The sequence below is a fragment of the Pseudomonas sp. GW823-FHT02F05 genome, assembly GCF_058797315.1.
This window is the reverse complement of the sequence record NZ_JBXAJM010000005.1, coordinates 159,385-183,595: the sequence shown is the minus strand read 5'-3', so window position 1 is coordinate 183,595 and position 24,211 is coordinate 159,385. Positions and strand designations below refer to the sequence as shown.

The 24,211-nt window shown below is 60.5% G+C and carries 20 protein-coding genes; 10 read left to right on the top strand and 10 right to left on the bottom strand.

All coding sequences use genetic code 11. The features are described 5' to 3' along the window. Positions 1 to 2 precede the first annotated feature (2 nt). The 8 genes from rseP to rpsB form a co-directional block, all read right to left on the bottom strand. Positions 3 to 1,355, bottom strand: a complete 1,353-nt coding sequence (gene rseP, locus AC1RAC_RS08845; protein ID WP_054899099.1) for a sigma E protease regulator RseP — start codon at positions 1,353 to 1,355, stop codon at positions 3 to 5. A gap of 53 nt (positions 1,356 to 1,408) precedes the next feature. Next, positions 1,409 to 2,599, bottom strand: a complete 1,191-nt coding sequence (gene ispC / locus AC1RAC_RS08840) for a 1-deoxy-D-xylulose-5-phosphate reductoisomerase (protein ID WP_054917859.1) — start codon at positions 2,597 to 2,599, stop codon at positions 1,409 to 1,411. Beyond that, positions 2,596 to 3,402, bottom strand: coding sequence for a phosphatidate cytidylyltransferase (locus tag AC1RAC_RS08835; RefSeq protein ID WP_034126832.1), 807 nt, complete (start codon positions 3,400 to 3,402; stop codon positions 2,596 to 2,598). The genes ispC and AC1RAC_RS08835 overlap by 4 nt, the downstream gene beginning before the upstream one ends. After that, on the bottom strand, positions 3,403 to 4,158 hold the full coding sequence (gene uppS, locus AC1RAC_RS08830) for a polyprenyl diphosphate synthase (protein ID WP_054899097.1): 756 nt from the start codon (positions 4,156 to 4,158) through the stop codon (positions 3,403 to 3,405). A 17-nt stretch (positions 4,159 to 4,175) separates the two neighbouring features. Next, positions 4,176 to 4,733 carry a ribosome recycling factor gene (gene frr, locus AC1RAC_RS08825; RefSeq protein ID WP_003189163.1) on the bottom strand — a complete coding sequence of 186 codons (558 nt, stop codon included), beginning with the start codon at positions 4,731 to 4,733 and terminating at the stop codon, positions 4,176 to 4,178. Continuing rightward, positions 4,730 to 5,473 (bottom strand): UMP kinase, encoded by a 744-nt coding sequence (gene pyrH, locus AC1RAC_RS08820; protein WP_003189161.1) that lies wholly within the window; start codon positions 5,471 to 5,473, stop codon positions 4,730 to 4,732. The genes frr and pyrH overlap by 4 nt, the downstream gene beginning before the upstream one ends. A 210-nt stretch (positions 5,474 to 5,683) precedes the next feature. Further along, entirely contained in the window at positions 5,684 to 6,547 is an 864-nt protein-coding gene (tsf, locus tag AC1RAC_RS08815; RefSeq protein WP_054899096.1) for a translation elongation factor Ts, read from the bottom strand. 191 nt (positions 6,548 to 6,738) lie between these two features. After that, the gene (gene rpsB, locus AC1RAC_RS08810; RefSeq protein ID WP_003189158.1) at positions 6,739 to 7,476 is read right to left on the bottom strand and encodes a 30S ribosomal protein S2; all 738 of its coding nucleotides are present in this window, start codon (positions 7,474 to 7,476) and stop codon (positions 6,739 to 6,741) included. Positions 7,477 to 7,864: 388 nt separating this feature from the next. On the opposite strand from rpsB, the gene map reads away from it, so the two are divergent. The 3 genes from map to dapC all read left to right on the top strand — a co-directional run bounded on the left by map (position 7,865) and on the right by dapC (position 12,749). Beyond that, a complete protein-coding gene (gene map / locus AC1RAC_RS08805; RefSeq protein WP_054917857.1) occupies positions 7,865 to 8,647 on the top strand; it encodes a type I methionyl aminopeptidase in 783 nt (260 codons plus the stop codon). 64 nt (positions 8,648 to 8,711) lie between these two features. Continuing rightward, a complete protein-coding gene (locus AC1RAC_RS08800) occupies positions 8,712 to 11,414 on the top strand; it encodes a [protein-PII] uridylyltransferase (protein WP_054917855.1) in 2,703 nt (900 codons plus the stop codon). 135 nt (positions 11,415 to 11,549) lie between these two features. Continuing rightward, a complete protein-coding gene (gene dapC, locus AC1RAC_RS08795) occupies positions 11,550 to 12,749 on the top strand; it encodes a succinyldiaminopimelate transaminase (RefSeq protein WP_034126829.1) in 1,200 nt (399 codons plus the stop codon). A gap of 11 nt (positions 12,750 to 12,760) precedes the next feature. On the opposite strand, the gene AC1RAC_RS08790 is transcribed toward dapC, so the two are convergent. Continuing rightward, complete coding sequence (locus AC1RAC_RS08790; RefSeq protein WP_236281392.1) at positions 12,761 to 14,404, bottom strand: Na+/H+ antiporter; 1,644 nt, start codon at positions 14,402 to 14,404, stop codon at positions 12,761 to 12,763. A 279-nt stretch (positions 14,405 to 14,683) separates the two neighbouring features. Here AC1RAC_RS08790 and AC1RAC_RS08785 point away from each other — a divergent pair, with 279 nt between their 5' ends. From AC1RAC_RS08785 to AC1RAC_RS08770, 4 genes are all read left to right on the top strand, one after another. Continuing rightward, the gene (locus AC1RAC_RS08785; RefSeq protein ID WP_259285226.1) at positions 14,684 to 14,992 is read left to right on the top strand and encodes an arsenate reductase; all 309 of its coding nucleotides are present in this window, start codon (positions 14,684 to 14,686) and stop codon (positions 14,990 to 14,992) included. A gap of 31 nt (positions 14,993 to 15,023) precedes the next feature. Further along, on the top strand, positions 15,024 to 16,058 hold the full coding sequence (gene dapD, locus AC1RAC_RS08780; RefSeq protein WP_034126827.1) for a 2,3,4,5-tetrahydropyridine-2,6-dicarboxylate N-succinyltransferase: 1,035 nt from the start codon (positions 15,024 to 15,026) through the stop codon (positions 16,056 to 16,058). Positions 16,059 to 16,126: 68 nt separating this feature from the next. After that, on the top strand, positions 16,127 to 17,332 hold the full coding sequence (locus AC1RAC_RS08775) for a cysteine desulfurase (RefSeq protein ID WP_259285013.1): 1,206 nt from the start codon (positions 16,127 to 16,129) through the stop codon (positions 17,330 to 17,332). Next, positions 17,329 to 17,742 (top strand): SufE family protein, encoded by a 414-nt coding sequence (locus AC1RAC_RS08770; RefSeq protein WP_054917849.1) that lies wholly within the window; start codon positions 17,329 to 17,331, stop codon positions 17,740 to 17,742. The genes AC1RAC_RS08775 and AC1RAC_RS08770 overlap by 4 nt, the downstream gene beginning before the upstream one ends. 632 nt (positions 17,743 to 18,374) lie before the next feature. Here AC1RAC_RS08770 and tcdA read toward each other — a convergent pair. After that, entirely contained in the window at positions 18,375 to 19,184 is an 810-nt protein-coding gene (tcdA, locus tag AC1RAC_RS08765) for a tRNA cyclic N6-threonylcarbamoyladenosine(37) synthase TcdA (protein ID WP_373456461.1), read from the bottom strand. 217 nt (positions 19,185 to 19,401) lie between these two features. On the opposite strand from tcdA, the gene AC1RAC_RS08760 reads away from it, so the two are divergent. From AC1RAC_RS08760 to AC1RAC_RS08750, 3 genes are all read left to right on the top strand, one after another. Then, positions 19,402 to 21,993 (top strand): glycosyltransferase, encoded by a 2,592-nt coding sequence (locus AC1RAC_RS08760; protein ID WP_034126823.1) that lies wholly within the window; start codon positions 19,402 to 19,404, stop codon positions 21,991 to 21,993. A gap of 224 nt (positions 21,994 to 22,217) precedes the next feature. Then, positions 22,218 to 23,369, top strand: a complete 1,152-nt coding sequence (gene dapE / locus AC1RAC_RS08755; protein WP_072447683.1) for a succinyl-diaminopimelate desuccinylase — start codon at positions 22,218 to 22,220, stop codon at positions 23,367 to 23,369. Beyond that, on the top strand, positions 23,369 to 24,178 hold the full coding sequence (locus AC1RAC_RS08750; RefSeq protein ID WP_054897127.1) for a putative RNA methyltransferase: 810 nt from the start codon (positions 23,369 to 23,371) through the stop codon (positions 24,176 to 24,178). Before dapE ends, AC1RAC_RS08750 begins: the two co-directional genes overlap by 1 nt. Positions 24,179 to 24,211 lie beyond the last annotated feature (33 nt).

Genomic DNA, 24,211 nt, shown 5'->3' with positions numbered 1-24,211 from the left:
CGTTACAGACGTCCCAGATCGTTGACCAGGGCTAACAACATCACCCCGACCACCAAACTGATACCAATCTGTATCCCCCAACCCTGCACCCGATCCGACAAGGGGCGACCACGCACCCACTCGACCAGATAAAACAGCAGATGCCCCCCATCCAATACTGGAATGGGCAGCAAATTCAGAACCCCAAGGCTAATACTCAGATAAGCCAGGAAATTCAGGAAATCCGCGACACCCGACTGGGCAGAAGCGCCCGCCACTTTAGCAATGGTTATCGGTCCACTCAAGTTTTTTACCGAGAGCTCACCGAACAACATTTTCTTGAGGGATTCGAGGGTCAGCACGCTCATGGTCCAGGTGCGTTTCGCGCCCTCTGCAATCGCTGCCAAAGGCCCGTAGCTGACCTCTCGCACCATCGATGGCGGCCATTCGACACCTTTGACCCCTGCCCCCAGGTAGCCCCCGGCCGCCTTGGCTTCGCCTCGCACCGACAGGGTCACGGGGACGTCGATTTGAGCACCGTCGCGCTCAACTTTCAGCACAATTTTGGTATCAGGGCGCACACGCACCAGGTCGACCACCTGCTGCCAGTCATCCAGCGCCTGGCCATCAAGGGCCAACAGGCGATCACCGGTTTTCAGGCCAGCAGCCTGGGCCGGCCCTTTTGGATCCAGCTCGGCCAGCACCGGCGGCAAAGCCGGACGCCAAGGGCGGATCCCCAGGGATTTGATCGGATCGGGCTCATCGGCGCCCTTGAGCCAATGGTCCAGCGCCAATGCCCGCGGGGTTTCAGCGCTGGAGTCCTGGTTACGCACCACCACATTGACGGTGCCGCTTTCACCCAGGCGACGCACCAACTGCAAGTTGACCGCGCCCCAACCTGTGGTGGGTTCGCCATCAATGGATACAATTTCCTGCCCTGCCGTCAGGCCCGCCTTGGCCGCGATGCTGTCGGCTTCGACCGCGCCAATGACCGGGCGCACCTGCTGGCTGCCCAGCATGGCCAAGACCCAGAAGAACACCATCGCCAACAGGAAGTTGGCGATCGGTCCCGCCGCGACAATCGCAATACGCTGACGAACGGTCTTGCGATTGAAGGATTGGTCCAACTGGTCCGCAGGCACTTCGCCTTCGCGCTCATCGAGCATCTTGACGTAGCCGCCCAACGGGATAGCAGCAATGACAAACTCAGTGCCTCGGCGATCATGCCAGCGCAACAACGGCATGCCGAAACCGACGGAAAAGCGCAATACCTTGACGCCGCAACGACGCGCCACCCAGAAGTGGCCGAATTCGTGGAAGGTCACCAACACACCCAGAGCAACCAGGGTGCCGACAATCATGTAGAGCGCACTCATCTAATTTCTCCGCATTTCAATCCAATGCCTGAAGACTCAAACCTGCCCGCGGCCTAACCCGCATTGCGATCCAACCATTGCCCGGCCAGGGCTCGGGCCTTGTTGTCGGCCTCGAACACCGCCTCCAGGTCATTCACTGCCACTACCGGCTCAAGCGCCAGGACGTCCTCGATGATACTCGCGATCTGCGGAAAGCGGATGCGCCGCTCAAGAAACGCCGCCACGGCAACTTCGTTGGCCGCGTTAAGCATCGCCGGGGCACTGTTACCCGCCTCGGCCGCTTGCCGCGCCAGGCGCAAACAAGGGAAACGCTGCTCGTCCGGGGCTTCGAAGTCCAGGCGCGCGATTGCAAACAAGTCCAACGGTGCTACGCCGGAATCAATCCGCTCAGGCCACGCCAAGGCGTTGGCGATCGGTGTGCGCATGTCCGGGTTACCCAATTGCGCCAACACCGAACCATCCACGTAATCGACCAGGGAATGGATCACACTTTGTGGGTGAATGACCACCTCAACCTGGTCAGGCCGCGCATCGAACAGCCAGCATGCCTCGATCAACTCCAGGCCCTTGTTCATCATGCTCGCCGAATCCACGGAGATTTTGCGCCCCATGGACCAGTTCGGGTGAGCGCATGCCTGATCGGGAGACACATGGTCCAGCTCGGCCGACGGAGTCTGGCGGAATGGGCCACCCGATGCCGTCAGCAGAATTCGGCGCACGCCGACCTGGCTCAAGCCGCGGGCAAAATCACCGGGCATGCACTGGAAGATGGCGTTGTGCTCGCTGTCCAGAGGCAGCAGCACCGCTCCGCTCTTACGCACCGCTTGCATAAAGAGTGCGCCGGACATGACCAAGGCTTCTTTGTTGGCCAGCAGGATTTTCTTGCCAGCATCGACTGCCGCCAAGGTCGGGCGCAAACCTGCCGCACCGACAATCGCCGCCACCACCGTATCCACGTCCGCATCGGCCGAGACCTGGCATAAGCCTGCCTCGCCAACCAATACCTGAGTGGCCAGCCCGGCAGCCCGCAGATCATCCTGCAGACTGCGAGCCGCAGCAGCTTCCGGCACCACGGCAAAGCGCGGCGAGTGACGCACGCACAAGGCCAGCAACTCGCGCAAACGCGTGAAGCCGGTCAGGCCGAAAACCTGATAGCGATCGGGGTGACGCGCGATGACATCCAGGGTACTGAGCCCGACCGAGCCGGTCGCACCCAGCACCGTAACCTGCTGCAGGCGGCTCACGAAGCGATCATCCACAACAGCACGGCAAAAATAGGCAGCGCAGCGGTGAGACTGTCGATACGGTCAAGCACACCGCCATGACCAGGCAACAGGTTACTGCTGTCCTTGATGCCCGCCTGGCGTTTGAACATGCTCTCGGTAAGATCGCCCACCACCGAGATGAAGACGACAATAGCCGTCCCCAGCAAGGCCAGAAGCACCTCCTTTACCGACCAGTCACGCACCACACCGACCACCAGGGTGATCAGCAGCGTCAAGGCCAGGCCGCCGTATACACCTTCCCAGCTCTTGCCGGGGCTTACGGCCGGGGCCAGCTTGCGTTTGCCAAAAGCTCTACCCGAGAAGTAGGCACCAATGTCGGCACCCCATACCAACACCATCACAGCCAGGATCAATTCGTTGCCCAGCGGGTAACGCTTTATCTCCACCAGCCCTTGCCAGGCCGGCAAGAGGATCGCCAGGCCAATCACCAGCTTGCAGGCCACGCTGGACCACTGGCTACTGGTGCGCGGATAGGTGAGCACCAGGAAAGTCGCCAACGCCCACCACAACACTGCAGCCCCCAGCACCCAGGGCGCGATGTCCGGCAGGATGTACATGAAGAACAACAACAGCGCGACCAAGGCGGCATAGGCCATACGCGGCAACTGGTTGACAAAGCCTGCCAGGCGCGCCCACTCCCACGCACCAAGGGTCACAACCAGGCCGATGAACAGCGCAAAGCCGGAACCGTCGAGCAGGAAAAAACCGCACAAGGCAATCGGCAGCAGGATCAGCGCCGTGATGATTCGTTGTTTAAGCATTTAAACCCGGGCTCCAGCTTCGATCTGCTCGCTCGTTTTACCGAAGCGACGCTGACGGGAAGCGAAATCAGCCAGTGCATTACGCATGGCTTCGTGTTTGAAGTCCGGCCAGAACAGGTCGGAGAAGTACAGCTCGGTGTAGGCCAACTGCCACAGCAGGAAATTGCTGATGCGATGCTCGCCACCGGTGCGAATGCACAAGTCCGGCAACGGCAGGTCGCCGGTCACCAGGCAGGTTTGCAACAGTTGGGGCGTGATGTCGTCCGGGCGCAGATGGCCGGCCTGCACTTCGCGGGCCAGCCGCTGCGCAGCCTGGGCAATATCCCACTGGCCACCGTAGTTGGCTGCGATCTGCAACACAAAACGGTTACTACCGGCAGTGATGGCCTCGGCTTCGCGCATGGCCGCTTGCAGCTCCGGATGGAACCGCGAGCGATCACCAATGATGCGCAGACTGATGTTGTTGTCGTTGAGGCGCTTGGCCTCACGACGCAGAGCCTTGAAGAACAGGTCCATCAAGGCACTGACTTCATCGGCGGGTCGCTGCCAGTTCTCACTTGAGAACGCGAACAAGGTCAATACTTCGACCTTGGCCTCGGCACACACCTCAATCACCGCCCTTACCGCGTCAACACCCGCTTTATGCCCGGCAACACCCGGCATAAAGCGTTTTTTCGCCCAGCGATTATTCCCATCCATGATGATCGCGACATGGCGCGGCACCACGGAGGGCACAGTCTGCTTGGTCTTTTCCATGAAGGCGTCCTGACCCCTTATACGGCCATCAGGTCCTTTTCTTTTTCTTCGGTCGCCTTGGTGATCTGGGCTTCGGCGTCCTTGGTCAGCTTGTCGATATCAGCGACGGCGCGGCGTTCTTCGTCTTCGCTGATTTCCTTGTCCTTGACCAGCTTCTTCAGATCGCCCAGTGCATCGCGGCGGATGTTACGCACTGCAACGCGCGCATCTTCAGCAGCACTGCGCGCCTGCTTGGTGAAGCCCTTGCGGGTTTCTTCGGTCAGGGCTGGCATGGAGATCAGCAGCAACTCGCCCAGGTTGGTCGGGTTGAGGTTCAGGCCGGCACTCTGGATAGCCTTGTCGACGGCGGCGAGCATGTTGCGCTCGAAGGCAACAACTTGCAGGGTACGCGAATCCTTCACGGTCACGTTGGCCACGCCGCTCAGCGGGGTGTCGGAACCGTAGTAAGGCACCATCACGCTGCCCAGGATGCTTGGGTGCGCCTTGCCAGTACGGATCTGGCCAAAGGCGTGGCTCAAGGATTCCAGGGATTTCTGCATACGCGCCTGGGCGTCTTTCTTGATTTCGTTGATCATTGTTGGCCTTCCTCGATCAGAGTCCCTTCTGCGCCGCCGTGTACGATATTCAGCAGGGCGCCGGGCTTGTTCATGTTAAATACGCGCAGCGGCATCTTGTGGTCGCGGCACAGGCAGATAGCGGTCAGGTCCATGACACCCAGCTTGCGATCCAGTACTTCATCGTAGGTCAGATGATCGAACTTCTCGGCATGCGGGTCTTTGAATGGGTCTGCAGTGTATACGCCATCCACCTTGGTCGCCTTCAACACCACGTCAGCATCGATTTCGATAGCACGCAGGCATGCGGCCGAGTCGGTAGTGAAGAACGGGTTACCTGTGCCAGCAGCAAAGATCACCACTTCCTTGGAGTTCAGGTGGCGCATGGCTTTGCGGCGATCATAGTGATCGGTCACGCCAACCATGGAAATTGCCGACATCACGATGGCCGAGATGTTGGCGCGCTCCAGGGCGTCGCGCATGGCGAGGGCGTTCATCACAGTGGCCAGCATGCCCATGTGGTCGCCGGTAACCCGGTCCATACCGGCCGCACTCAGTGCCGCACCGCGGAACAGGTTGCCACCACCAATCACCAGGCCGACCTGCACGCCGATACCGACCAACTGGCCGACTTCCAGCGCCATGCGGTCAAGCACCTTGGGGTCGATCCCGAACTCTTCCGAGCCCATCAGGGCCTCGCCGCTGAGCTTGAGTAGAATGCGTTTATAGCGAGCCTGATAACCACTGCCCTGCTGAGCCATTGCGAATCTCTCCTGCGGCGTATTTTTTAAAAATTCTTGGCGAGCCGTTTACGGCTTGCGTTCACTCTAGCTGGACGCTGTCACAGCGCCATCGGAACACGGCTTTGTAAGCCAGTTCCGAGAGGAAACCAAATAAAATTGGCCTTCCCATTTGAAAAGAGGCTGCGCGCGTGAGCGGGCAGCCTCTTTCGGCGACAGTTTGGAACTGTCTTATTGCTTGGCGGCAGCCAGCTGGGCAGCAACTTCTTCAGCGAAGTTGTCGACCGGCTTCTCGATGCCTTCGCCTACTTTGAAGTAAGTGAAGGAAACGATTTCAGCACCGGCTTTCTTGGCCAGTTCGCCAACCTTGATCTCAGGGTTCTTGACGAACGCCTGCTCAACCAGGCTTGCTTCGGCCAGGAACTTGCTGATACGGCCTTTGACCATGTTCTCAACAATGTTTTCTGGCTTGCCTTTGATTTTTTCTTCGTTCAGCTGCAGGAACACAGCTTTTTCACGCTCGATCGCTTCGGCCGAAACTTCCGAAGGCAGCAGGAACTCAGGGTTGCTTGCAGCAACGTGCATCGCGATGTCTTTGGCCAGCTCAACGTCGCCGCCTTTCAGAACAACTGCAACACCGATTTTGTTGCCGTGCAGGTAGCCACCAACTACATCACCTTCAACGCGAACCAGGCGACGGATGTTGACGTTTTCGCCAACCTTGCCGACCAGTACCAGGCGAGCTGCTTCTTGAGCTTCGATCAGAGGCTCAACAGTGGTCAGCTTGTCAGCGAAAGCTTTTTCGACGCTGGAAGCAACGAACGCCTTGAAGTCATCCTGCAGAGCCAGGAAGTCGGTCTGGGAGTTCACTTCCAGCAGAACGGCGGATTTGCCGTCTTCTTTCAGAGCGATAGCGCCTTCAGCAGCCACGTTACCTGCTTTCTTGGCAGCCTTGATGGCGCCGGAAGCACGCATGTCATCAATGGCTTTTTCGATGTCGCCGCCGGCCTTGGTCAAGGCCTTTTTGCAATCCATCATGCCTTCGCCGGTACGCTCACGCAGTTCTTTAACCAACGCTGCAGTAATCTCTGCCATTTCAAAATCCTCTTGGATAGGTTTTCAACCATTCCACCCGATTAAACGGGCGATCAATTCTTCCCGAATTTCCGTTGTAGGCCGCTGCACGTTACAAATAATGTAGCTGCGCTGCCGACAAATGGTTTTCGAGGTGGCAAAAAGGGGGCCAAGCCCCCTTTTTGCTTACTGAGTCAACGCCAGGGCGTCAATTACTCAGCGGCAGCTACCGGAGCTTCTTCAACGAACTGCTCGGTACCACCAGCAACGTGGTTGCGACCACGGATTACAGCGTCAGCCATCGAACCCATGTACAGCTGGATAGCGCGGATTGCGTCATCGTTGCCTGGGATGATGTAGTCAACGCCTTCCGGGCTGCTGTTGGTATCGACTACGCCGATAACAGGGATGCCCAGCTTGTTGGCTTCGGTGATCGCGATGCGCTCGTGATCAACGTCGATAACGAACAGTGCGTCAGGCAGACCGCCCATGTCCTTGATACCACCCAGGGAACGATCGAGCTTTTCCAGGTCACGGGAGCGCATCAGCGCTTCTTTCTTGGTCAGCTTGGCGAAAGTACCGTCTTCGGCTTGTACTTCAAGGTCACGCAGACGCTTGATGGAAGCACGGATGGTTTTGAAGTTGGTCAGCATGCCGCCCAACCAGCGGTGATCCACGTACGGCGAACCGCAACGTGCTGCTTCTTCAGCAACGATCTTGCCAGCGGAACGCTTGGTGCCAACGAACAGGATCTTGTTTTTGCCCTGGGCCAGACGCTCTACGAAAGTCAGCGCTTCGTTGAACATTGGCAGGGTTTTTTCAAGGTTGATAATGTGAATCTTGTTACGCGCGCCGAAAATGTACTTACCCATTTTCGGGTTCCAGTAACGGGTCTGGTGACCGAAGTGCACACCGGCCTTCAGCATATCGCGCATGTTGACTTGGGACATGATAGTTCCTTAATAAGTCGGGTTTGGCCTCCACGTATCCCAATGACCAACCAGCGGCATCAAGGCCTCCGGCACCCAGGTCATCGTGTCGACACGTGTGTGGATTTAAGCTTTGCGGGGTATCCCCGGAAAGCGGCGCATTTTATACCACAGCATCGGCAAAAACGAAACCCGCAATCACACTTGCCGGTCGTCGTCTTTGCGTAACCCCTTGAATACAGCCAACATGCCTCTACCTCATAGAGAGAAGCGATCACCAGACGCGCATGATTTGCCAGCATCGTCTGTTAGAATCGCGTTTTTTGGGACTTGCGCGAATGCTGTACCCCTTTGTCGCGCTCCCCGTGAACCGTATTGATTTCAGCGCGTCGCGCTAGAGAGAGCCTGTATGACCGTTACCTTGAAAACCGCCGAAGACATCGCAGGCATGCGCGTTGCCGGCAAACTGGCTGCCGACGTGCTGGAAATGATCGCCGAACACGTCAAGCCCGGCGTCACCACCGAAACGCTGGACCGCATTTGCCACGACTATATAGTCGACGTGCAAAAAGCCATCCCTGCCCCGCTGAATTACAAAGGCTTCCCCAAGTCGATCTGCACCTCGATCAACCACGTGGTCTGCCACGGCATTCCCGGTGACAAGCCACTGAAAGACGGCGACACCCTGAACATCGACGTCACGGTGATCAAGGATGGTTACCACGGCGACACCAGCCGCATGTTCCACGTCGGTAATGTGCCGGTATGGGCCGAGCGTCTGTCCCAGGTCACCCAGGAATGCATGTACAAGGCCATCGAGATCGTCAAGCCCGGCTGCCGCCTGGGTGACATCGGTGAAGTGATCCAGAAGCACGCGGAAAAGAACGGCTTCTCGGTGGTGCGCGAGTTCTGCGGCCACGGTATCGGCAAGGTGTTCCACGAAGAGCCGCAGATTCTGCATTACGGCCGCGCCGGCACCGGCATGGAACTCAAGGCCGGCATGACGTTCACCATCGAACCGATGATCAACCAAGGCAAGGCCGACACCAAGGTGCTGGGCGACGGCTGGACCGCCATCACCAAGGACCGCAAGCTCTCGGCCCAGTGGGAGCACACCCTGCTGGTCACCGACACCGGCTACGAGATCTTCACCTTGCGCGCTGACGACACCATCCCACGCGTTTCTGCCTGAAGGTCGCCCAGGTTTTCCCGCAACGTGTTGTGACTGACTGATAGATAGAAAGGAAAGCCGAACGATGCCCCAGGTGGATCCCGAACTCTTCGACCGTGGCCAATTCCAGGCCGAGCTGGCACTGAAGGCAAGCCCCATCGCCGCCTTCAAGAAGGCCATCCGCCAAGCCCGCGAGGTGCTCGATGCGCGCTTTCGCAGCGGCCGGGATATTCGCCGCCTGATCGAAGACCGCGCCTGGTTCGTCGATAACATCCTGCAAAAGGCCTGGGAGCAGTTCAATTGGAGTTTCGACGCCGATATCGCCCTGGTGGCGGTCGGCGGCTACGGTCGCGGCGAACTGCATCCCTACTCCGACATCGACCTGCTGATCCTGCTGGACCAGGCCGATCATGAGACCTTTCGCGATTCCATCGAGCGCTTTCTGACGTTGCTGTGGGACATCGGCCTGGAAGTCGGCCAGAGCGTACGCTCGGTGGACGAATGCGCCGAAGAAGCCCGTGCCGACCTGACGGTGGTCACCAACCTGATGGAAAGCCGCACCATCTGCGGCCCCGAGCGCCTGCGCCAGCGCATGCTAGAAGTCACCAGTACCGCACACATGTGGCCAAGCAAAGACTTTTTCCTGGCCAAGCGCGCCGAGCAAAAAGCCCGGCACCACAAGTACAACGACACCGAATACAACCTGGAACCCAACGTCAAAGGCTCACCCGGTGGGCTGCGGGATATCCAGACAATCTTGTGGGTGGCGCGCCGTCAATACGGCACGCTGAACCTGCGCGCCCTGGCCGGCGAAGGCTTTCTGGTGGAGAGCGAAAATTCCCTGCTGGCCTCGTCCCAGGAATTCCTGTGGAAGGTGCGCTACGCCCTGCACATGCTGGCCGGTCGTTCCGAAGACCGCCTGCTCTTCGATCACCAGCGCTCTATCGCTACCCTTCTGGGCTTTGAAGGCGAAGATGCGAAGACCAGCATCGAGAGCTTCATGCAGCAGTATTACCGGGTAGTCATGAGCATTGCCCAGCTCAGCGACTTGATCATCCAGCACTTCGAAGAAGTGATCCTGGCCCCCGAAGACGAAGCGCCACCGCAGCCGATCAATGCGCGTTTCCAGTTGCACGACGGCTATATCGAAGCACGCAACGACAATGTGTTCCGCCGCACGCCGTTCGCCATGCTGGAAATCTTCGTGTTGATGGCCCAGCAGCCGGAGATCAAAGGCGTGCGTGCCGATACCATCCGCTTGCTGCGGGAAAACCGTCACCTGATCGACGACGATTTTCGCAACGACATTCGCAATACCAGCCTGTTTATCGAACTGTTCAAGTGCCGCATCGGCATCCATCGCAACCTGCGGCGCATGAACCGCTACGGCATTCTCGGGCGCTACCTGCCGGAGTTCGGCTTTATCGTCGGGCAGATGCAGCACGACCTGTTCCATATCTATACCGTCGATGCCCACACCCTGAACCTGATCAAGCACCTGCGTAAGTTGCAGTACACCCAGGTGTCAGAGAAATTCCCGCTGGCCAGTAAGCTGATGGCCAAGCTGCCCAAGCCCGAGCTGATTTACCTGGCCGGCTTGTACCACGACATCGGCAAAGGCCGGCATGGCGACCACTCGGAGATCGGCGCGGTCGATGCCGAAGCCTTCTGCCAGCGCCACCAGTTGCCGTTGTGGGACAGCCGCCTGATTGTCTGGCTGGTGCAGAACCACCTGGTGATGTCGACCACGGCCCAGCGCAAGGACTTGTCTGACCCGCAGGTGATCCACGACTTTGCCGGCATCGTCGGCGATGAAACCCGCCTGGATTACCTGTATGTGCTGACCGTCTCCGATATCAACGCCACTAACCCCACGCTGTGGAACTCCTGGCGTGCCAGCCTGTTGCGCCAGCTGTACACCGAAACCAAGCGCGCCCTGCGCCGTGGCCTGGAGAACCCGGTGGACCGCGAAGAGCAGATCCGCCGCACCCAAAGCGCAGCCCTGGATATCCTGGTGCGCGGCGGTAACGACCCGGACGACGTCGAGCAACTCTGGTCGCAACTGGGTGATGATTACTTCCTGCGCCACACCGCCGGCGACGTGGCCTGGCACAGTGACGCAATCCTGCAGCAACCCGCCGATGGCGGCCCGTTGGTCTTGATCAAGGAAACCACCCAGCGCGAATTCGAAGGCGGCACGCAGATCTTCATTTACGCGCCCGACCAGCACGACTTCTTCGCCGTGACCGTGGCGGCCATGGACCAGCTCAACCTGAACATCCATGACGCCCGGGTCATCACCTCCAGCAGCCAGTTCACCCTCGACACCTACATCGTGCTCGACGCCGACGGCGACTCGATTGGCGACAACCCGGCGCGCGTGAAAAAGATCCGCGAGGGCCTCACCGAAGCCCTGCGCAACCCCGACGACTACCCCACCATCATCCAGCGCCGGGTGCCGCGCCAGCTCAAGCATTTTGCCTTTGCGCCTCAGGTGACCATTTCCAACGACGCACAGCGCCCGGTGACGGTGCTGGAGCTCAGCGCACCGGATCGCCCAGGCCTGCTGGCGCGTATCGGCGGGATTTTCCTGGAGTTCGACCTGTCATTGCAAAATGCCAAGATTGCGACCCTGGGCGAGCGGGTGGAAGACGTGTTCTTTATCACCGATGCCGACAACCAGCCACTGTCCGACCCGGAGCTGTGCCTGCGTTTACAGGCGGCAATCGTGGAGCAGTTGAGCGTGACCCAGGAACCCGGTGTCGAGCTGACCAGACTGACTATTTGAATTCTTAACTTTGTGAACACGAGTCATGTGGGAGCCGGCTTGCCTGCGATGCAGACACCTCGGCCCGTCCGATCGACCGCAGATCGCAGGCAGGCCAGCTCCCACAGATCCGCGCTCACCGTGATAGAGGCTTATATGAACAACGCCCTTAACCAGTTGCAGCCCTACCCCTTCGAGAAGCTGCGCGCCCTGCTCGGCAGCGTGACGCCGAACCCGGACAAACGCCCGATCGCACTGTCCATCGGCGAGCCCAAGCACACGTCACCGGCCTTCGTTGCCGAGGCCTTGAGCAATAACCTCGATCAAATGGCGGTGTACCCCACCACGTTGGGTATCCCGGCACTGCGTGAAGCCATCGGCGCCTGGTGCGAACGCCGCTTCAACGTGCCCAAGGGCTGGCTGGACCCGGCGCGCAACATCCTGCCGGTCAACGGTACGCGCGAGGCGTTGTTTGCCTTCACCCAGACCGTGGTCAACCGTGGCGACGATGCACTGGTTGTGAGCCCCAACCCGTTCTACCAGATCTACGAAGGCGCCGCGTTCCTGGCCGGGGCCAAGCCGCATTACCTGCCGTGCCTGGATAGCAACGGCTTCAATCCAGACTTCGATGCTGTCTCTGCGGATATCTGGAAACGTTGCCAGATCCTGTTCCTGTGCTCCCCCGGTAACCCGACCGGTGCGCTGATTCCAGTCGCCACGCTGAAAAAACTCATCGCCCTGGCCGATAAATACGATTTCGTCATCGCCGCCGACGAATGCTACAGCGAACTGTACTTCGACGAACAAACCCCACCCCCGGGCCTGCTCAGCGCCTGCGTCGAACTGGGCCGTCAGGACTTCAAGCGTTGTGTGGTATTCCACAGCCTATCCAAGCGCTCCAACCTGCCAGGCCTGCGTTCAGGCTTCGTGGCCGGCGACGCCGAGATCCTCAAGGCCTTTTTGCTGTACCGCACCTACCATGGCTGCGCGATGCCGGTGCAAACCCAGTTGGCCAGCATCGCCGCCTGGCAGGACGAGGCCCATGTACTGGCCAACCGTGACCTGTACCGCGAGAAGTTCGACGCAGTGCTGGCGATCCTCAAGCCGGTGCTGGACGTGCAAAGCCCGGACGGCGGCTTTTACCTGTGGCCGAATGTACAAGGCGATGACGCCGCCTTCTGCCGCGATTTGTTCGTGGAAGAACATGTGACGGTGGTGCCGGGCTCTTACCTGTCGCGGGAAGTGGACGGCTTTAACCCAGGTGCGGGGCGTGTGCGCCTGGCATTGGTTGCGCCATTGGCCGAATGCGTGGAAGCGGCTGAGCGGATTCGCGACTTTATCCAGCGTCGCCGTTAAGGGCTTACGGGTCACTTCATGTGACCCAAATTCGCCTCGCTCATATCCAATTCCGCCAGCACCTCCCTCAATACGTCATCACCAATCTGGTGGTGACGGCTCAAGCTGTACAACTCCAACCGTTGCGCGCGCAGAGCCTTGAGCCGCAGCTTGCGCTCAAGCAGGTCCATTTGCTGCGCCAGCGCCTGAGCTTCAGCCGAATCGTTGAAGACTTCCAATTGATGGCGATATTCCGACATCAGCCGTGCCTTCAGTTCGGTAGCCAATGCCGCCTGGGCGGCGTCCGGCGTGTCGGCCTCGGCTGGCTCGTCGGCCTCCAGTGCATGAATCGCGGCCACGGCGGTCTTTTTCCAGGCTTCGCGCACTTCTTTGTGGCGTTTTTCATCCGGGCTATTCTCGACGCCGCGTAACAGCAGCGGCAGCGCGATACAGGCAGCGACCAGTGATAACAGGATCACACCGGCAGCGATAAAGATCAGCAGGTCACGCTCAGGGAAATCCTGGCCAGGCGCCAACAGCAAGGGCACCGACATGACGCCCGCCAGGGTCACCGCACCGCGTACACCGCCGACGGTCAACAACCAGCAGGAACGGGCCGTCGGCACCAGGGTCAGCGCGTTTTTGCCACGTAGCCTGCGCAGCAACCCCGACAGCCGCCAGATGCTTTGCACCCAGATGAAGCGCAATACCACCAGCACCAGGAAGATCGCCACCACATCCAGGCAGCGATACATCAAGGTGGGCCACAGCGTGGTTTCATGGCTGACCACGGCCTTGATGATGTCAGGCAGTTGCAGACCGAGCAGCAGGAAGATCAGGCCGTTAAAGGCAAACTCCACCAACGACCACACGCTGCGGTTGAGCAAGCGCGTGCTGGTCTGGCGCGGCAGCAGGTCGAGCCAGCTTTGCATCATGCCCGCTGCCACCGCCGAGAGGATGCCGGACGCGCCCAGGCGTTCAGCCAGTACGTACGCAGCAAAGGGCAGCAACAACATGAACACCACATGGGTCGCCGGGTCATCCCACCCGCGCGCGATCATCCAGGCGCGCAGGCGGCCGACCAACCAGCTCAACGCCACGCCGATCGCCAGCCCGCCCACCGCCACCAACACAAACGTCAGGCTGGCATCCGCCAGGGAAAAGACCCCGGTCAACGCCGCGGCCAGGGCGAACTTGAAAGTCACGAGGCCCGACGCGTCATTCATCAAGGCCTCGCCCTGGAGCATGTGCATCAGCGGCTTGGGCAAACGGTTCTGGGAAATGGCCGACACCGCCACGGCGTCCGTCGGCGAGAGCACCGCTGCCAGGGCAAAGGCCACCGGCAAGGGGATCGAGGGCAGCAACCAATGAATGAAGTAACCGGCGCCCACCACGGTGAACAGCACCAGCCCCACCGCCAATGTCAGGATCGGGCCACGCAGGCGCCACAACTCGCGCTTGGGCATGCGCCAACCATCGGAAAACAACAGTGGCGGCAGGAACAGAAACAGGAACAGCTCAGGGTCCAGCGCCACATGCAGCCCCAACGTGGGCCAGGCCAACAAGGCGCCGGCGGCGATCTGCACCAGGGGCAAGGGCAGTGGGATGATGCGCCCGATCAGGCGCGAAAAGCTGACCAGCATCAGCAGGATAAGAACGGTGTAGGCGGTTTGCATAACGCGGGTTTCCCGGACAATCGGCTTGCAAAGACACATAAGGCAACAACTGGCCGTTGAAGTGCCATATTACCCGGCTATGTTACCTGGCTATGTTACTCGCCTATGCTGCGCACTGGCACTTTGCACAAAAGTCGCACGCTGTTGACGAGCGGCGCCGAAACCCGCTGGTCGTGGCATAATCGGCGATCTTTCATTTTCATACGTCCAAAGGGGGGCAATTCCTTGAGTGCTTCAAGCAAAACCTTGCACCTTTTCGGCATCAAAGCCTGCGACACCATGAAAAAGGCGCGCACGTGGCTCGATGAGCACGGGGTGAGCTATGCGTTCCATGACTACAAAACGGCCGGTATCGACCGCGAACACTTGACCCAATGGTGCAACGAGCACGGTTGGCAGGTGGTTTTGAACCGTGCGGGCACCACCTTTCGCAAACTCGAAGACGAACGCAAAGCCGATCTCGATCAGTCGAAAGCCATTGAATTGATGCTCGCACAACCCTCGATGATCAAGCGCCCGGTGCTCGATCTCGGTGACAGAACCCTGATTGGCTTCAAGCCAGATAGTTATTCGGCGGCCCTCAAGTAGGCCAGCCTTCCATTTTTGTAGAGGTAACAGCATGTCCAATTCCCTGTTCAGCCTGGGCTTCGGCGTCGGCACTCAGAACCGCCAAGGTGCTTGGCTGGAAGTGTTTTACGCACAACCCTTGCTCAATCCATCGGCTGAAATCGTTGCCGCCATCGCACCGATCCTCGGTTACACCGAAGGCAACCAGGCGATCACCTTCACCGTGAGCCAGGCCCTGCAACTGGCCGACGCGCTCAAAGGCGTCGATGCTGCCCAGGCCGCCCTGCTCAGCCGCCTGGCTGAAAGCCACACGCCGCTGGTCGCGACCTTGCTGGCCGAAGACGCCGCACTGACCTCCACGCCTGAGGCCTACCTCAAGCTGCACCTGCTGTCCCATCGCCTGGTCAAGCCCCACGGCCTGAGCCTGGCCGGTGTGTTCCCGCAGTTGCCGAACGTGGCCTGGACCAGCCAGGGCGCTATCGACATCAATGAACTGGCCGAGCGCCAACTGGAAGCGCGCCTGCGTGGCGACCTGCTGGAAGTGTTCTCGGTGGACAAGTTCCCGAAAATGACCGACTACGTCGTACCGGCTGGCGTGCGTATCGCTGACGCTGCACGTATCCGTCTGGGCGCGTACGTGGGCGAAGGCACCACCGTGATGCACGAAGGCTTCGTCAACTTCAACGCGGGCACCGAAGGCCCGGGCATGATCGAAGGTCGCGTATCGGCGGGCGTATTCGTCGGCAAGGGCTCGGACCTGGGCGGCGGTTGCTCCACCATGGGCACCCTGTCGGGCGGCGGCAATATCGTGATCAAGGTGGGCGAAGGCTGCCTGATCGGCGCCAACGCCGGTACCGGTATCCCATTGGGCGACCGCAACACCGTGGAGTCGGGCCTCTACATCACCGCCGGCACCAAGGTTGCCCTGCTGGACGAGCAGAACCAACTGGTCAAGGTGGTCAAGGCACGCGAGTTGGCTGGCCAGCCGGACCTGCTGTTCCGTCGTAACTCCGAGACCGGTGCCGTGGAGTGCAAAACCCACAAATCGGCCATCGAACTGAACGAAGCGCTGCACGCTCACAACTAAGCAGCCACTCGATGCCACTAGCGGGCCGCACCCTCGGGGGCGGCCCGCTTATACGAGTCTTGATCACCATGCTTGTGCCCTCCCCCTGGCGCGCCGACTTCCCGGCCATCGCCACCCTGCAACGGCAAGACCAGACCTATCTGGACAGCGCCGCCACCACGCAAAAACCCCAAGCCCTGCTGGATGCCATCAGTCATTACTACGCCAATGGCGCAGCGAATGTGCACCGTGCCCAGCATTTGCCCGGGGCCCATGCTACCCAGGCCTTTGAAGACAGCCGCAGCAAGGTCGCGCAGTGGTTGAACGCAGGTGACAGCGGGCAGGTTGTGTTTACCCACGGCGCAACGTCTGCGCTGAACCTCCTGGCCTATGGCCTGGAACACTTATTCAATGCGGGCGATGAGATTGCCATCAGCGCCCTGGAACACCACGCCAACCTGTTGCCCTGGCAGCAATTGGCCAAACGCCGCGCGCTCACGCTGGTGGTATTACCCCTGGACGATGAAGGCGTAATCGACCTGGACGCCGCGGCCCGCTTGATTGGCCCGCGCACGCGCCTGCTGGCGGTGAGCCAGTTGTCCAACGTGCTCGGTGCCTGGCAGCCGCTGCAAGCCTTGCTGGCGCTGGCCCAGGCACATGGCGCCCTCACGGTGGTGGACGGCGCCCAAGGCATCGTCCATGGCCGCCACGACGTACAGGCCCTGGGCTGCGACTTCTACGTGTTCTCCAGCCACAAACTCTACGGCCCGGACGGCGTCGGCGTGCTGTATGGCCGTAATGAGACCCTGCACCACCTGCGCCACTGGCAGTTCGGCGGCGAGATGGTGCAACAGGCCGACTACCACGGCGCCAGCTTTCGCCCCGCGCCGCTGGGCTTTGAAGCCGGCACCCCACCGATTGCCAGCGTGATCGGCCTGGGCGCGAGCCTGGATTACCTGAGCTCGCTGGATCCCTCCGCGGTGATCGCCCACGAAGCCGCCCTGCATGACTACCTGCTGCGTGGGCTTAAGGCACGCAATGGTGTACGCGTGTTGGGATCGCCACAGGTGGCGCTGGTGAGTTTTGTGGTGGAGGGCGTGCACAACGCCGACCTCGCCCACCTGCTGACCGAGCAAGGCATTGCTGTGCGTGCCGGTCATCACTGCGCGATGCCATTATTGAAGGCAATGCATCTGTCAGGCGCAATCCGAGTGTCCCTGGCGCTCTACAACGATTCCGACGACCTGGAACGCTTTTTTGAAGCGCTGGACCAGGCGCTGGACATGCTGCGATGAGCTTGCCGCTGGAGGCACAAGCCGCGCTGGAAGCCTTCCAGGCCGTGGGCAGCTGGGAGCAGCGCGCACGGATGCTGATGCAATGGGGTGAACGCTTGCCCGCCCTGGCTGATGACGAAAAGGTCGACGCTAACCTGGTGCAAGGTTGTGAAAGCCTAGTGTGGTTGGTGGGCCGCCTGCAGGACGGTCATTGGCAGTTTGCCGCCAGCGGCGAGGCGCGCATGATCCGTGGGTTGGTGGCGTTGCTGCTGGCGCGGGTCAACGGCTTGTCGGCTGATCAATTGCAAGCGGTCGACCTGCCCGGCTGGTTCAATCAACTGGGCCTGTCGCGCCAACTATCGCCGTCGCGCAGCAATGGCTTGAATGCCGTACTGCAACGCATGCGAGACCTGACGCGTACACAGAAATAATGTGGGAGCTGGCTTGCCTGCGATAGCCATAGGTATCTACATAACTCTGTTAGCTCAACGGTAACCACGATGCGAAGCGAGCCGCTCTTGATCTGCTTTTGATCTTAGGCGCCCCGTTAAACCACGCTGGCCGGAATTCGACAGGGATTTGGGGGGTAAACCGGCAGGGATGCCGGTTTAGCCGCCCCGCGCCATGGATGGCGCGTGGCGGCGGCCCCCCAAATCACTGGCGGATTACGGGCACACCGAGCCTAAGCGAGGTGCCGAGTGGTGGGGCAAGAGCGCTTTGCTTACTTTCGCGCTTTTCGAAAGTGAGCCGCCGTCAGGGCGGAACCCTAAGTGGCCGTTACCGCAGGAATGGATATGTACACGGTCCAACTGTGTTGACTGTCAGGCCGTCTTCGCAGGCAAGCCAGCTCCCACATTGGATCGCGGGGCATCAGTTATATCTGTGTCGGCTGCCAGGCCGTCACGGGAGCAAGCTCCCTCGCCACAGATTTAGCGTCGTGCCGAAGTTGTGTAGATACCTATGCTGCGATAGCGGCGAATCAGTCAGTATTTTCAGTGGCTGACACACCGCTATCGCAGGCAAGCCAGCTCCCACAATCTGGATCTATGTTCGGCAATGAGATTTAACTGGGTCTGATGCGCTCCGACGGCCTGCGCACTCCCGCCACAATCTTGTCCACCGCCTTGGTCGCCGCCACCATACCGAACGTGGCCGTGACCATCATCACTGCGCCAAACCCTCCGGCGCAGTCCAGCTTCACGCCATCACCGACAAAACTCTTCTGCAAACAGATGCTGCCATCGGGCTTGGGATAGCGCAGTTGCTCGGTGGAAAACACGCACGGCACGCTGTAATGACGGGTCACCGTGCGCGAGAAGCCATAATCGCGGCGCAAGGTAGAGCGTACTTTCGACGCCAGCGGATCATTGAAGGTGCGGTTCAGGTCGCACACCTGGATCAGCGTGGGGTCAATCTGCCCGCCGGCACCGCCAGTAGTGATGATCTGGATCTTGCGACGCTTGCACCAGGCAATCAGCGCCGCCTTGGCGTTGACCGCGTCGATGCAGTCGATCACGCAGTCGATAGTCGGGGTGATGTACTCGGCCATGGTGTCGCGGGTGACGAAGTCTGCCACCGCGTGCACGGTGCACTCAGGATTAATACCGCGCAAACGCTCGGCCATCACTTCGACCTTAGGCTTGCCCACGGTGCTGTCCAAGGCATGCAACTGGCGGTTGCTGTTGCTGACGCAGACATCGTCCAGGTCAAACAGCGAAATCTCGCCCACCCCGCAGCGGGCAATCGCTTCCGCCGCCCAGGAACCCACGCCGCCGACGCCGACAATCGCCACATGGGCCGCTTTCAAGCGCTCCAGGCCCTCAAGCCCGTACAAGCGGGCGACGCCTGCAAACCGCGGATCTTCTGTACTCATCATCATTACCCCAAAAACCGGCGCGCATTATAGGGCTACGGAGCGGCAAGTTTTAAGCTACAAGTTACAAGTGAAGAACTTAGATGGAGTTTCGCAGACTAACGTCCGGCTTTTCTCTGTCTGCTGTACGCTCAGGGAAGCGCCAGTGTAGGATGCGCGCCGTTCGGCGCAGGCCGACACCTCTTTCGTTCCGCACCCTTTGGAACCCGACATAACCATGGCATCGCGTAAATTTGGACTCAACCTGGTGGTGGTGCTGGCAATTGCCGCGCTGTTCACCGGTTTCTGGGCGCTGATCAACCGCCCGGTCACCGCTCCCAACTGGCCCGATCAGATCTCCGGTTTTTCCTACTCGCCGTTCCAGCAAGGCCAGTACCCGCAGAAAGGCCAGTACCCTACTGACGAACAGATGCGTCAGGACCTTGCGATCATGAGCAAGCTGACGGACAACATCCGTACCTACTCGGTGGACGGCCCCCTGGGGGATATACCCAAGCTGGCCGAAGAGTTTGGCCTGCGCGTGACCCTGGGGATCTGGATCAGCCCGGACCTTGAGCGTAACGAGCGGGAGATCCAGCGCGCTATCGAGATCGCCAACACCTCGCGCAGTGTCGTGCGCGTAGTGGTGGGCAACGAAGCGTTGTTCCGTGAAGAAATCACCCCCGAAGCCCTGATCGTACTGCTCGACCGCGTGCGCGCCGCCGTGAAAGTCCCGGTGACCACCTCCGAGCAATGGCACATCTGGGAAAAGAACCCGCAACTGGCCAAGCACGTCGACCTGATCGCCGCGCACATCCTGCCGTTCTGGGAATACATCCCAATGGACAAGGCCGGCCAGTACGTTCTCGACCGCGCCAAGGACCTGAAGAAAGCCTTCCCGAAAAAGCCACTGCTGCTATCGGAAGTGGGCTGGCCGAGCAACGGCCGTATGCGCGGTGGCAATGAGTCGTCGCCGGCCGACCAGGCGATTTACCTGCGTACGCTGGTCAACAAGCTCAACCGCCAGGGTTACAACTACTTTGTGATCGAGGCCTTCGACCAGCCGTGGAAGGTCAGCGACGAAGGGTCGGCGGGTGCGTATTGGGGTGTATTCAATGCCGCGCGCCAGCAGAAATTCAATTTTGACGGCCCGGTGGTGGCGATTCCGCAATGGCGGGTACTGGCCATCGGTTCGGTGGTGCTTGCGCTGCTGTCCCTGACCCTGTTGATGATCGACGGCTCGGCCCTGCGCCAGCGGGGCCGTACCTTCCTGACCTTCATTGCGTTCCTGTGCGGGTCGGTGCTGGTCTGGATCGGCTACGACTACAGCCAGCAATACAGCACGTGGTTCAGCGTGACGGTCGGGGTGTTGCTGGCACTCGGCGCCCTGGGCGTGTTCATTGTGTTGCTGACCGAAGCCCACGAACTGGCGGAAGCGGTGTGGACCCACAAGCGTCGGCGTGAATTCCTGCCCGTGGAAGGCGACTCGGACTACCGCCCGAAAGTGTCGATCCACGTGCCGTGCTACAACGAACCACCGGAAATGGTCAAGCAGACCCTCGACGCCCTGGCCGCCCTCGACTATCCGGATTATGAAGTCCTGATCATCGACAACAACACCAAGGACCCGGCGGTGTGGGAGCCGGTGCGCGACTACTGCGAAACCCTCGGCCCGCGCTTCAAGTTCTTCCACGTCGCGCCCCTGGCCGGTTTCAAGGGCGGCGCGCTGAACTACCTGATCCCGCACACCGCCAAGGATGCCGAAGTGATCGCAGTGATCGACTCGGACTACTGCGTATCGCCGAACTGGCTCAAGCACATGGTGCCGCACTTCGCCGACCCGAAAATCGCGGTAGTGCAGTCGCCCCAGGATTACCGCGACCAGAACGAAAGCACCTTCAAGAAGCTCTGCTACGCCGAATACAAGGGCTTCTTCCATATCGGCATGGTCACCCGTAACGACCGTGACGCGATCATCCAGCACGGCACCATGACCATGACCCGCCGCTCGGTGCTTGAAGAGCTGGGCTGGGCCGACTGGTGCATCTGTGAAGACGCCGAACTGGGCCTGCGTGTGTTCGAGAAGGGCTTGTCGGCAGCGTACTACCACGACAGCTACGGCAAGGGCTTGATGCCGGATACCTTTATCGACTTCAAGAAACAGCGTTTCCGCTGGGCCTATGGCGCGATCCAGATCATCAAGCGCCACACCGCCAGCCTGTTGCGCGGTAAAGACACCGAACTGACCCGTGGCCAGCGCTACCACTTCCTTGCGGGCTGGTTGCCGTGGGTGGCCGACGGCATGAACATCTTCTTTACCGTCGGCGCCCTGTTGTGGTCTGCGGCAATGATCATCGTGCCGACTCGGGTCGACCCGCCATTGCTGATTTTCGCGATCCCGCCGTTGGCGTTGTTTGTGTTCAAAGTCGGCAAGATCATCTTCCTCTATCGTCGTGCGGTAGGTGTGAACTTGAAAGATGCGTTCTGCGCGGCACTGGCCGGGTTGGCGCTGTCTCATACCATCGCCAAAGCGGTGTTGTACGGCTTCTTCACCAGCAGCATTCCGTTCTTTCGTACACCGAAAAACGCGGATAACCACGGCTTCTGGGTGGCGATTTCCGAAGCCCGCGAAGAAATGTTCATCATGCTGCTGCTATGGGGCGCGGCGCTGGGGATCTACCTGGTGCAAGGCCTGCCGAGCAATGACATTCGCTTCTGGGTGGTGATGTTGCTGGTACAGTCGCTGCCGTACGTGGCGGCGCTGATCATGGCGTTCTTGTCGTCGCTGCCCAAACCTTCGACGGCGCCTGAGGCTGCGCCGGCGGCGTAAAAAGTCACGCGATGCACTAAACGGCGGCCCTTGGCCGCCGTTTTGCTATAAGATAACGGCCCTTTTGCGTGCCTTACACCCATCACTGTAGGAGCGAGCTTGCTCGCGAAAATCGTTAACGATAACGCGGGCATCCTGAATGCACGCGGTGCCCTTGAGTTTTTCGCGAGCGAGCTCGCTCCTACAGTTAGAACGTCGCCGCCTCGATTTCCGGAGTTCCCCCCATGACGGCCCATGCCGACCTTTCGCCGACCCTTCAACTTGCCATCGACCTGATCCGTCGCCCGTCGGTCACGCCGATCGATGCCGATTGCCAGAAGCTGATGATGCAGCGCCTGGGCGACGCCGGTTTTGCGCTTGAACCGATGCGCATCGAAGATGTGGACAACTTCTGGGCCACCCACGGCAAGCACGAAGGCCCGGTGCTGTGCTTTGCCGGTCACACCGACGTGGTGCCGACCGGCCCGGTACAGGCCTGGCAGAACGACCCGTTCGATGCGTTGATCGATGACAACGGCATGCTCTGCGGCCGTGGGGCGGCGGACATGAAAGGCAGCCTGGCGGCGATGCTGGTGGCGGCGGAACGTTTCGTCAGCGACTACCCGGACCACAAGGGTTCGGTCGCCTTCCTGATCACCAGCGACGAAGAAGGCCCGGCGCACCACGGCACCAAGGCCGTGATCGAACGCCTGGCCGCACGCAACGAGCGCCTGGACTGGTGCATCGTCGGCGAACCGTCGAGCACCAGCCTGGTGGGCGACGTGGTCAAGAACGGCCGCCGTGGTTCCCTCGGCGCCACCTTGACAGTGCGCGGTGTACAGGGCCATGTGGCTTACCCGCATCTGGCAAAGAACCCGATCCACCTGGCCGCACCGGCGCTGGCCGAACTCGCTGCCGAGCATTGGGATGACGGCAACACGTTCTTCCCGCCAACCAGCTTCCAGATTTCCAACCTCAACTCCGGTACCGGCGCCACCAACGTGATCCCGGGTGACCTGACGGCGGTGTTCAACTTCCGTTTTTCCACCGAGTCCACCGTCGAGGGCCTGCAACAACGCGTCGCGGCCATTCTCGACAAACATGGCCTGGACTGGCACGTGGAGTGGGCGCTGTCGGGCCTGCCGTTCCTCACCGAGCCAGGCGCTCTGTTGGATGCAGTGTCGGCCAGCATCCTGGCGATCACCGGGCGCGAGACCCAGGCGTCTACCAGTGGCGGTACTTCCGATGGGCGCTTCATTGCAACGTTGGGCACCCAGGTGGTCGAACTGGGCCCGGTGAACGCGACGATCCACCAGGTCAATGAACGCATCCTGGCCAGCGACCTCGACGTGCTGACCGAAATCTACTACCAGACCCTGATCAAGTTGCTCGCCTGATGCTTGCCTGCCCCATTTGCAGTGCACCGCTCAATACCGTGGACAATGGCGTGGCGTGCCCGGCCGGGCACCGCTTCGACCGCGCGCGCCAGGGTTATTTGAACCTGTTGCCGGTGCAGCACAAGAACAGCCGCGACCCAGGCGACAACCTGGCCATGGTCGAGGCGCGCCGCGACTTCCTCAACGCTGGCCACTATGCGCCAGTGGCCAAGCGCCTGGCCGAACTGGCCGCCGAGCGTGCACCGCAGCGCTGGGTCGACATTGGGTGTGGCGAGGGTTACTACACCGCGCAAATTGCCCAGGCCCTACCCCACGCCGACGGCTATGCCCTGGATATCTCCAAGGAAGCGGTCAAGCGCGCGTGCAAACGCAACCCGGCGCTGACCTGGTTGATCGCCAGCATGGCCCGCGTGCCATTGGCCGATGCCAGCTGCCAGTTCCTCGCCAGCGTGTTCAGCCCGTTGGACTGGCAAGAGGCCAAGCGCCTGCTCAGTCCCGGCGGTGGTTTGATGAAGGTCGGCCCGACCAGCGGCCACTTGATGGAACTGCGCGAGCGTCTTTACGACGAGGTACGCGAGTACACCGACGACAAACACCTGGCCCTGGTGCCGGACGGTATGAGCCTTGCTCACAGTGAAACCCTGGAATTCACCCTGAGCCTGGCCGAACCCCAGGACCGCGCCAACCTGCTGGCGATGACGCCCCACGGCTGGCGGGCCAGTGCCGAGCGCCGCCACGAGGTGATCGAGGCGGCCGAGCCGCTGCAGGTCACGGTGTCGATGCGTTACGATTATTTCGTGCTTCAATGACTGACATTCACCCATCCGCGAATGGATTTTCGA

Excerpts from the sequence above, each read along its gene's own strand:
- map (WP_054917857.1), top strand. The coding sequence starts at position 7,865 with ATGACCGTTACCTTGAAAACCGCCGAAGACATCGCAGGCATGCGCGTT.
- dapD (WP_034126827.1), top strand. The coding sequence starts at position 15,024 with ATGTCCAATTCCCTGTTCAGCCTGGGCTTCGGCGTCGGCACTCAGAAC.
- rseP (WP_054899099.1), bottom strand. The coding sequence starts at position 1,355 with ATGAGTGCGCTCTACATGATTGTCGGCACCCTGGTTGCTCTGGGTGTG.
- dapC (WP_034126829.1), top strand. The coding sequence starts at position 11,550 with ATGAACAACGCCCTTAACCAGTTGCAGCCCTACCCCTTCGAGAAGCTG.
- dapE (WP_072447683.1), top strand. The coding sequence starts at position 22,218 with ATGACGGCCCATGCCGACCTTTCGCCGACCCTTCAACTTGCCATCGAC.
- AC1RAC_RS08750 (WP_054897127.1), top strand. The coding sequence starts at position 23,369 with ATGCTTGCCTGCCCCATTTGCAGTGCACCGCTCAATACCGTGGACAAT.
- AC1RAC_RS08770 (WP_054917849.1), top strand. The coding sequence starts at position 17,329 with ATGAGCTTGCCGCTGGAGGCACAAGCCGCGCTGGAAGCCTTCCAGGCC.
- frr (WP_003189163.1), bottom strand. The coding sequence starts at position 4,733 with ATGATCAACGAAATCAAGAAAGACGCCCAGGCGCGTATGCAGAAATCC.
- AC1RAC_RS08775 (WP_259285013.1), top strand. The coding sequence starts at position 16,127 with ATGCTTGTGCCCTCCCCCTGGCGCGCCGACTTCCCGGCCATCGCCACC.
- uppS (WP_054899097.1), bottom strand. The coding sequence starts at position 4,158 with ATGGAAAAGACCAAGCAGACTGTGCCCTCCGTGGTGCCGCGCCATGTC.
- AC1RAC_RS08790 (WP_236281392.1), bottom strand. The coding sequence starts at position 14,404 with ATGCAAACCGCCTACACCGTTCTTATCCTGCTGATGCTGGTCAGCTTT.
- tcdA (WP_373456461.1), bottom strand. The coding sequence starts at position 19,184 with ATGAGTACAGAAGATCCGCGGTTTGCAGGCGTCGCCCGCTTGTACGGG.
- AC1RAC_RS08835 (WP_034126832.1), bottom strand. The coding sequence starts at position 3,402 with ATGCTTAAACAACGAATCATCACGGCGCTGATCCTGCTGCCGATTGCC.
- AC1RAC_RS08785 (WP_259285226.1), top strand. The coding sequence starts at position 14,684 with ATGAAAAAGGCGCGCACGTGGCTCGATGAGCACGGGGTGAGCTATGCG.
- AC1RAC_RS08760 (WP_034126823.1), top strand. The coding sequence starts at position 19,402 with ATGGCATCGCGTAAATTTGGACTCAACCTGGTGGTGGTGCTGGCAATT.
- AC1RAC_RS08800 (WP_054917855.1), top strand. The coding sequence starts at position 8,712 with ATGCCCCAGGTGGATCCCGAACTCTTCGACCGTGGCCAATTCCAGGCC.
- rpsB (WP_003189158.1), bottom strand. The coding sequence starts at position 7,476 with ATGTCCCAAGTCAACATGCGCGATATGCTGAAGGCCGGTGTGCACTTC.
- tsf (WP_054899096.1), bottom strand. The coding sequence starts at position 6,547 with ATGGCAGAGATTACTGCAGCGTTGGTTAAAGAACTGCGTGAGCGTACC.
- pyrH (WP_003189161.1), bottom strand. The coding sequence starts at position 5,473 with ATGGCTCAGCAGGGCAGTGGTTATCAGGCTCGCTATAAACGCATTCTA.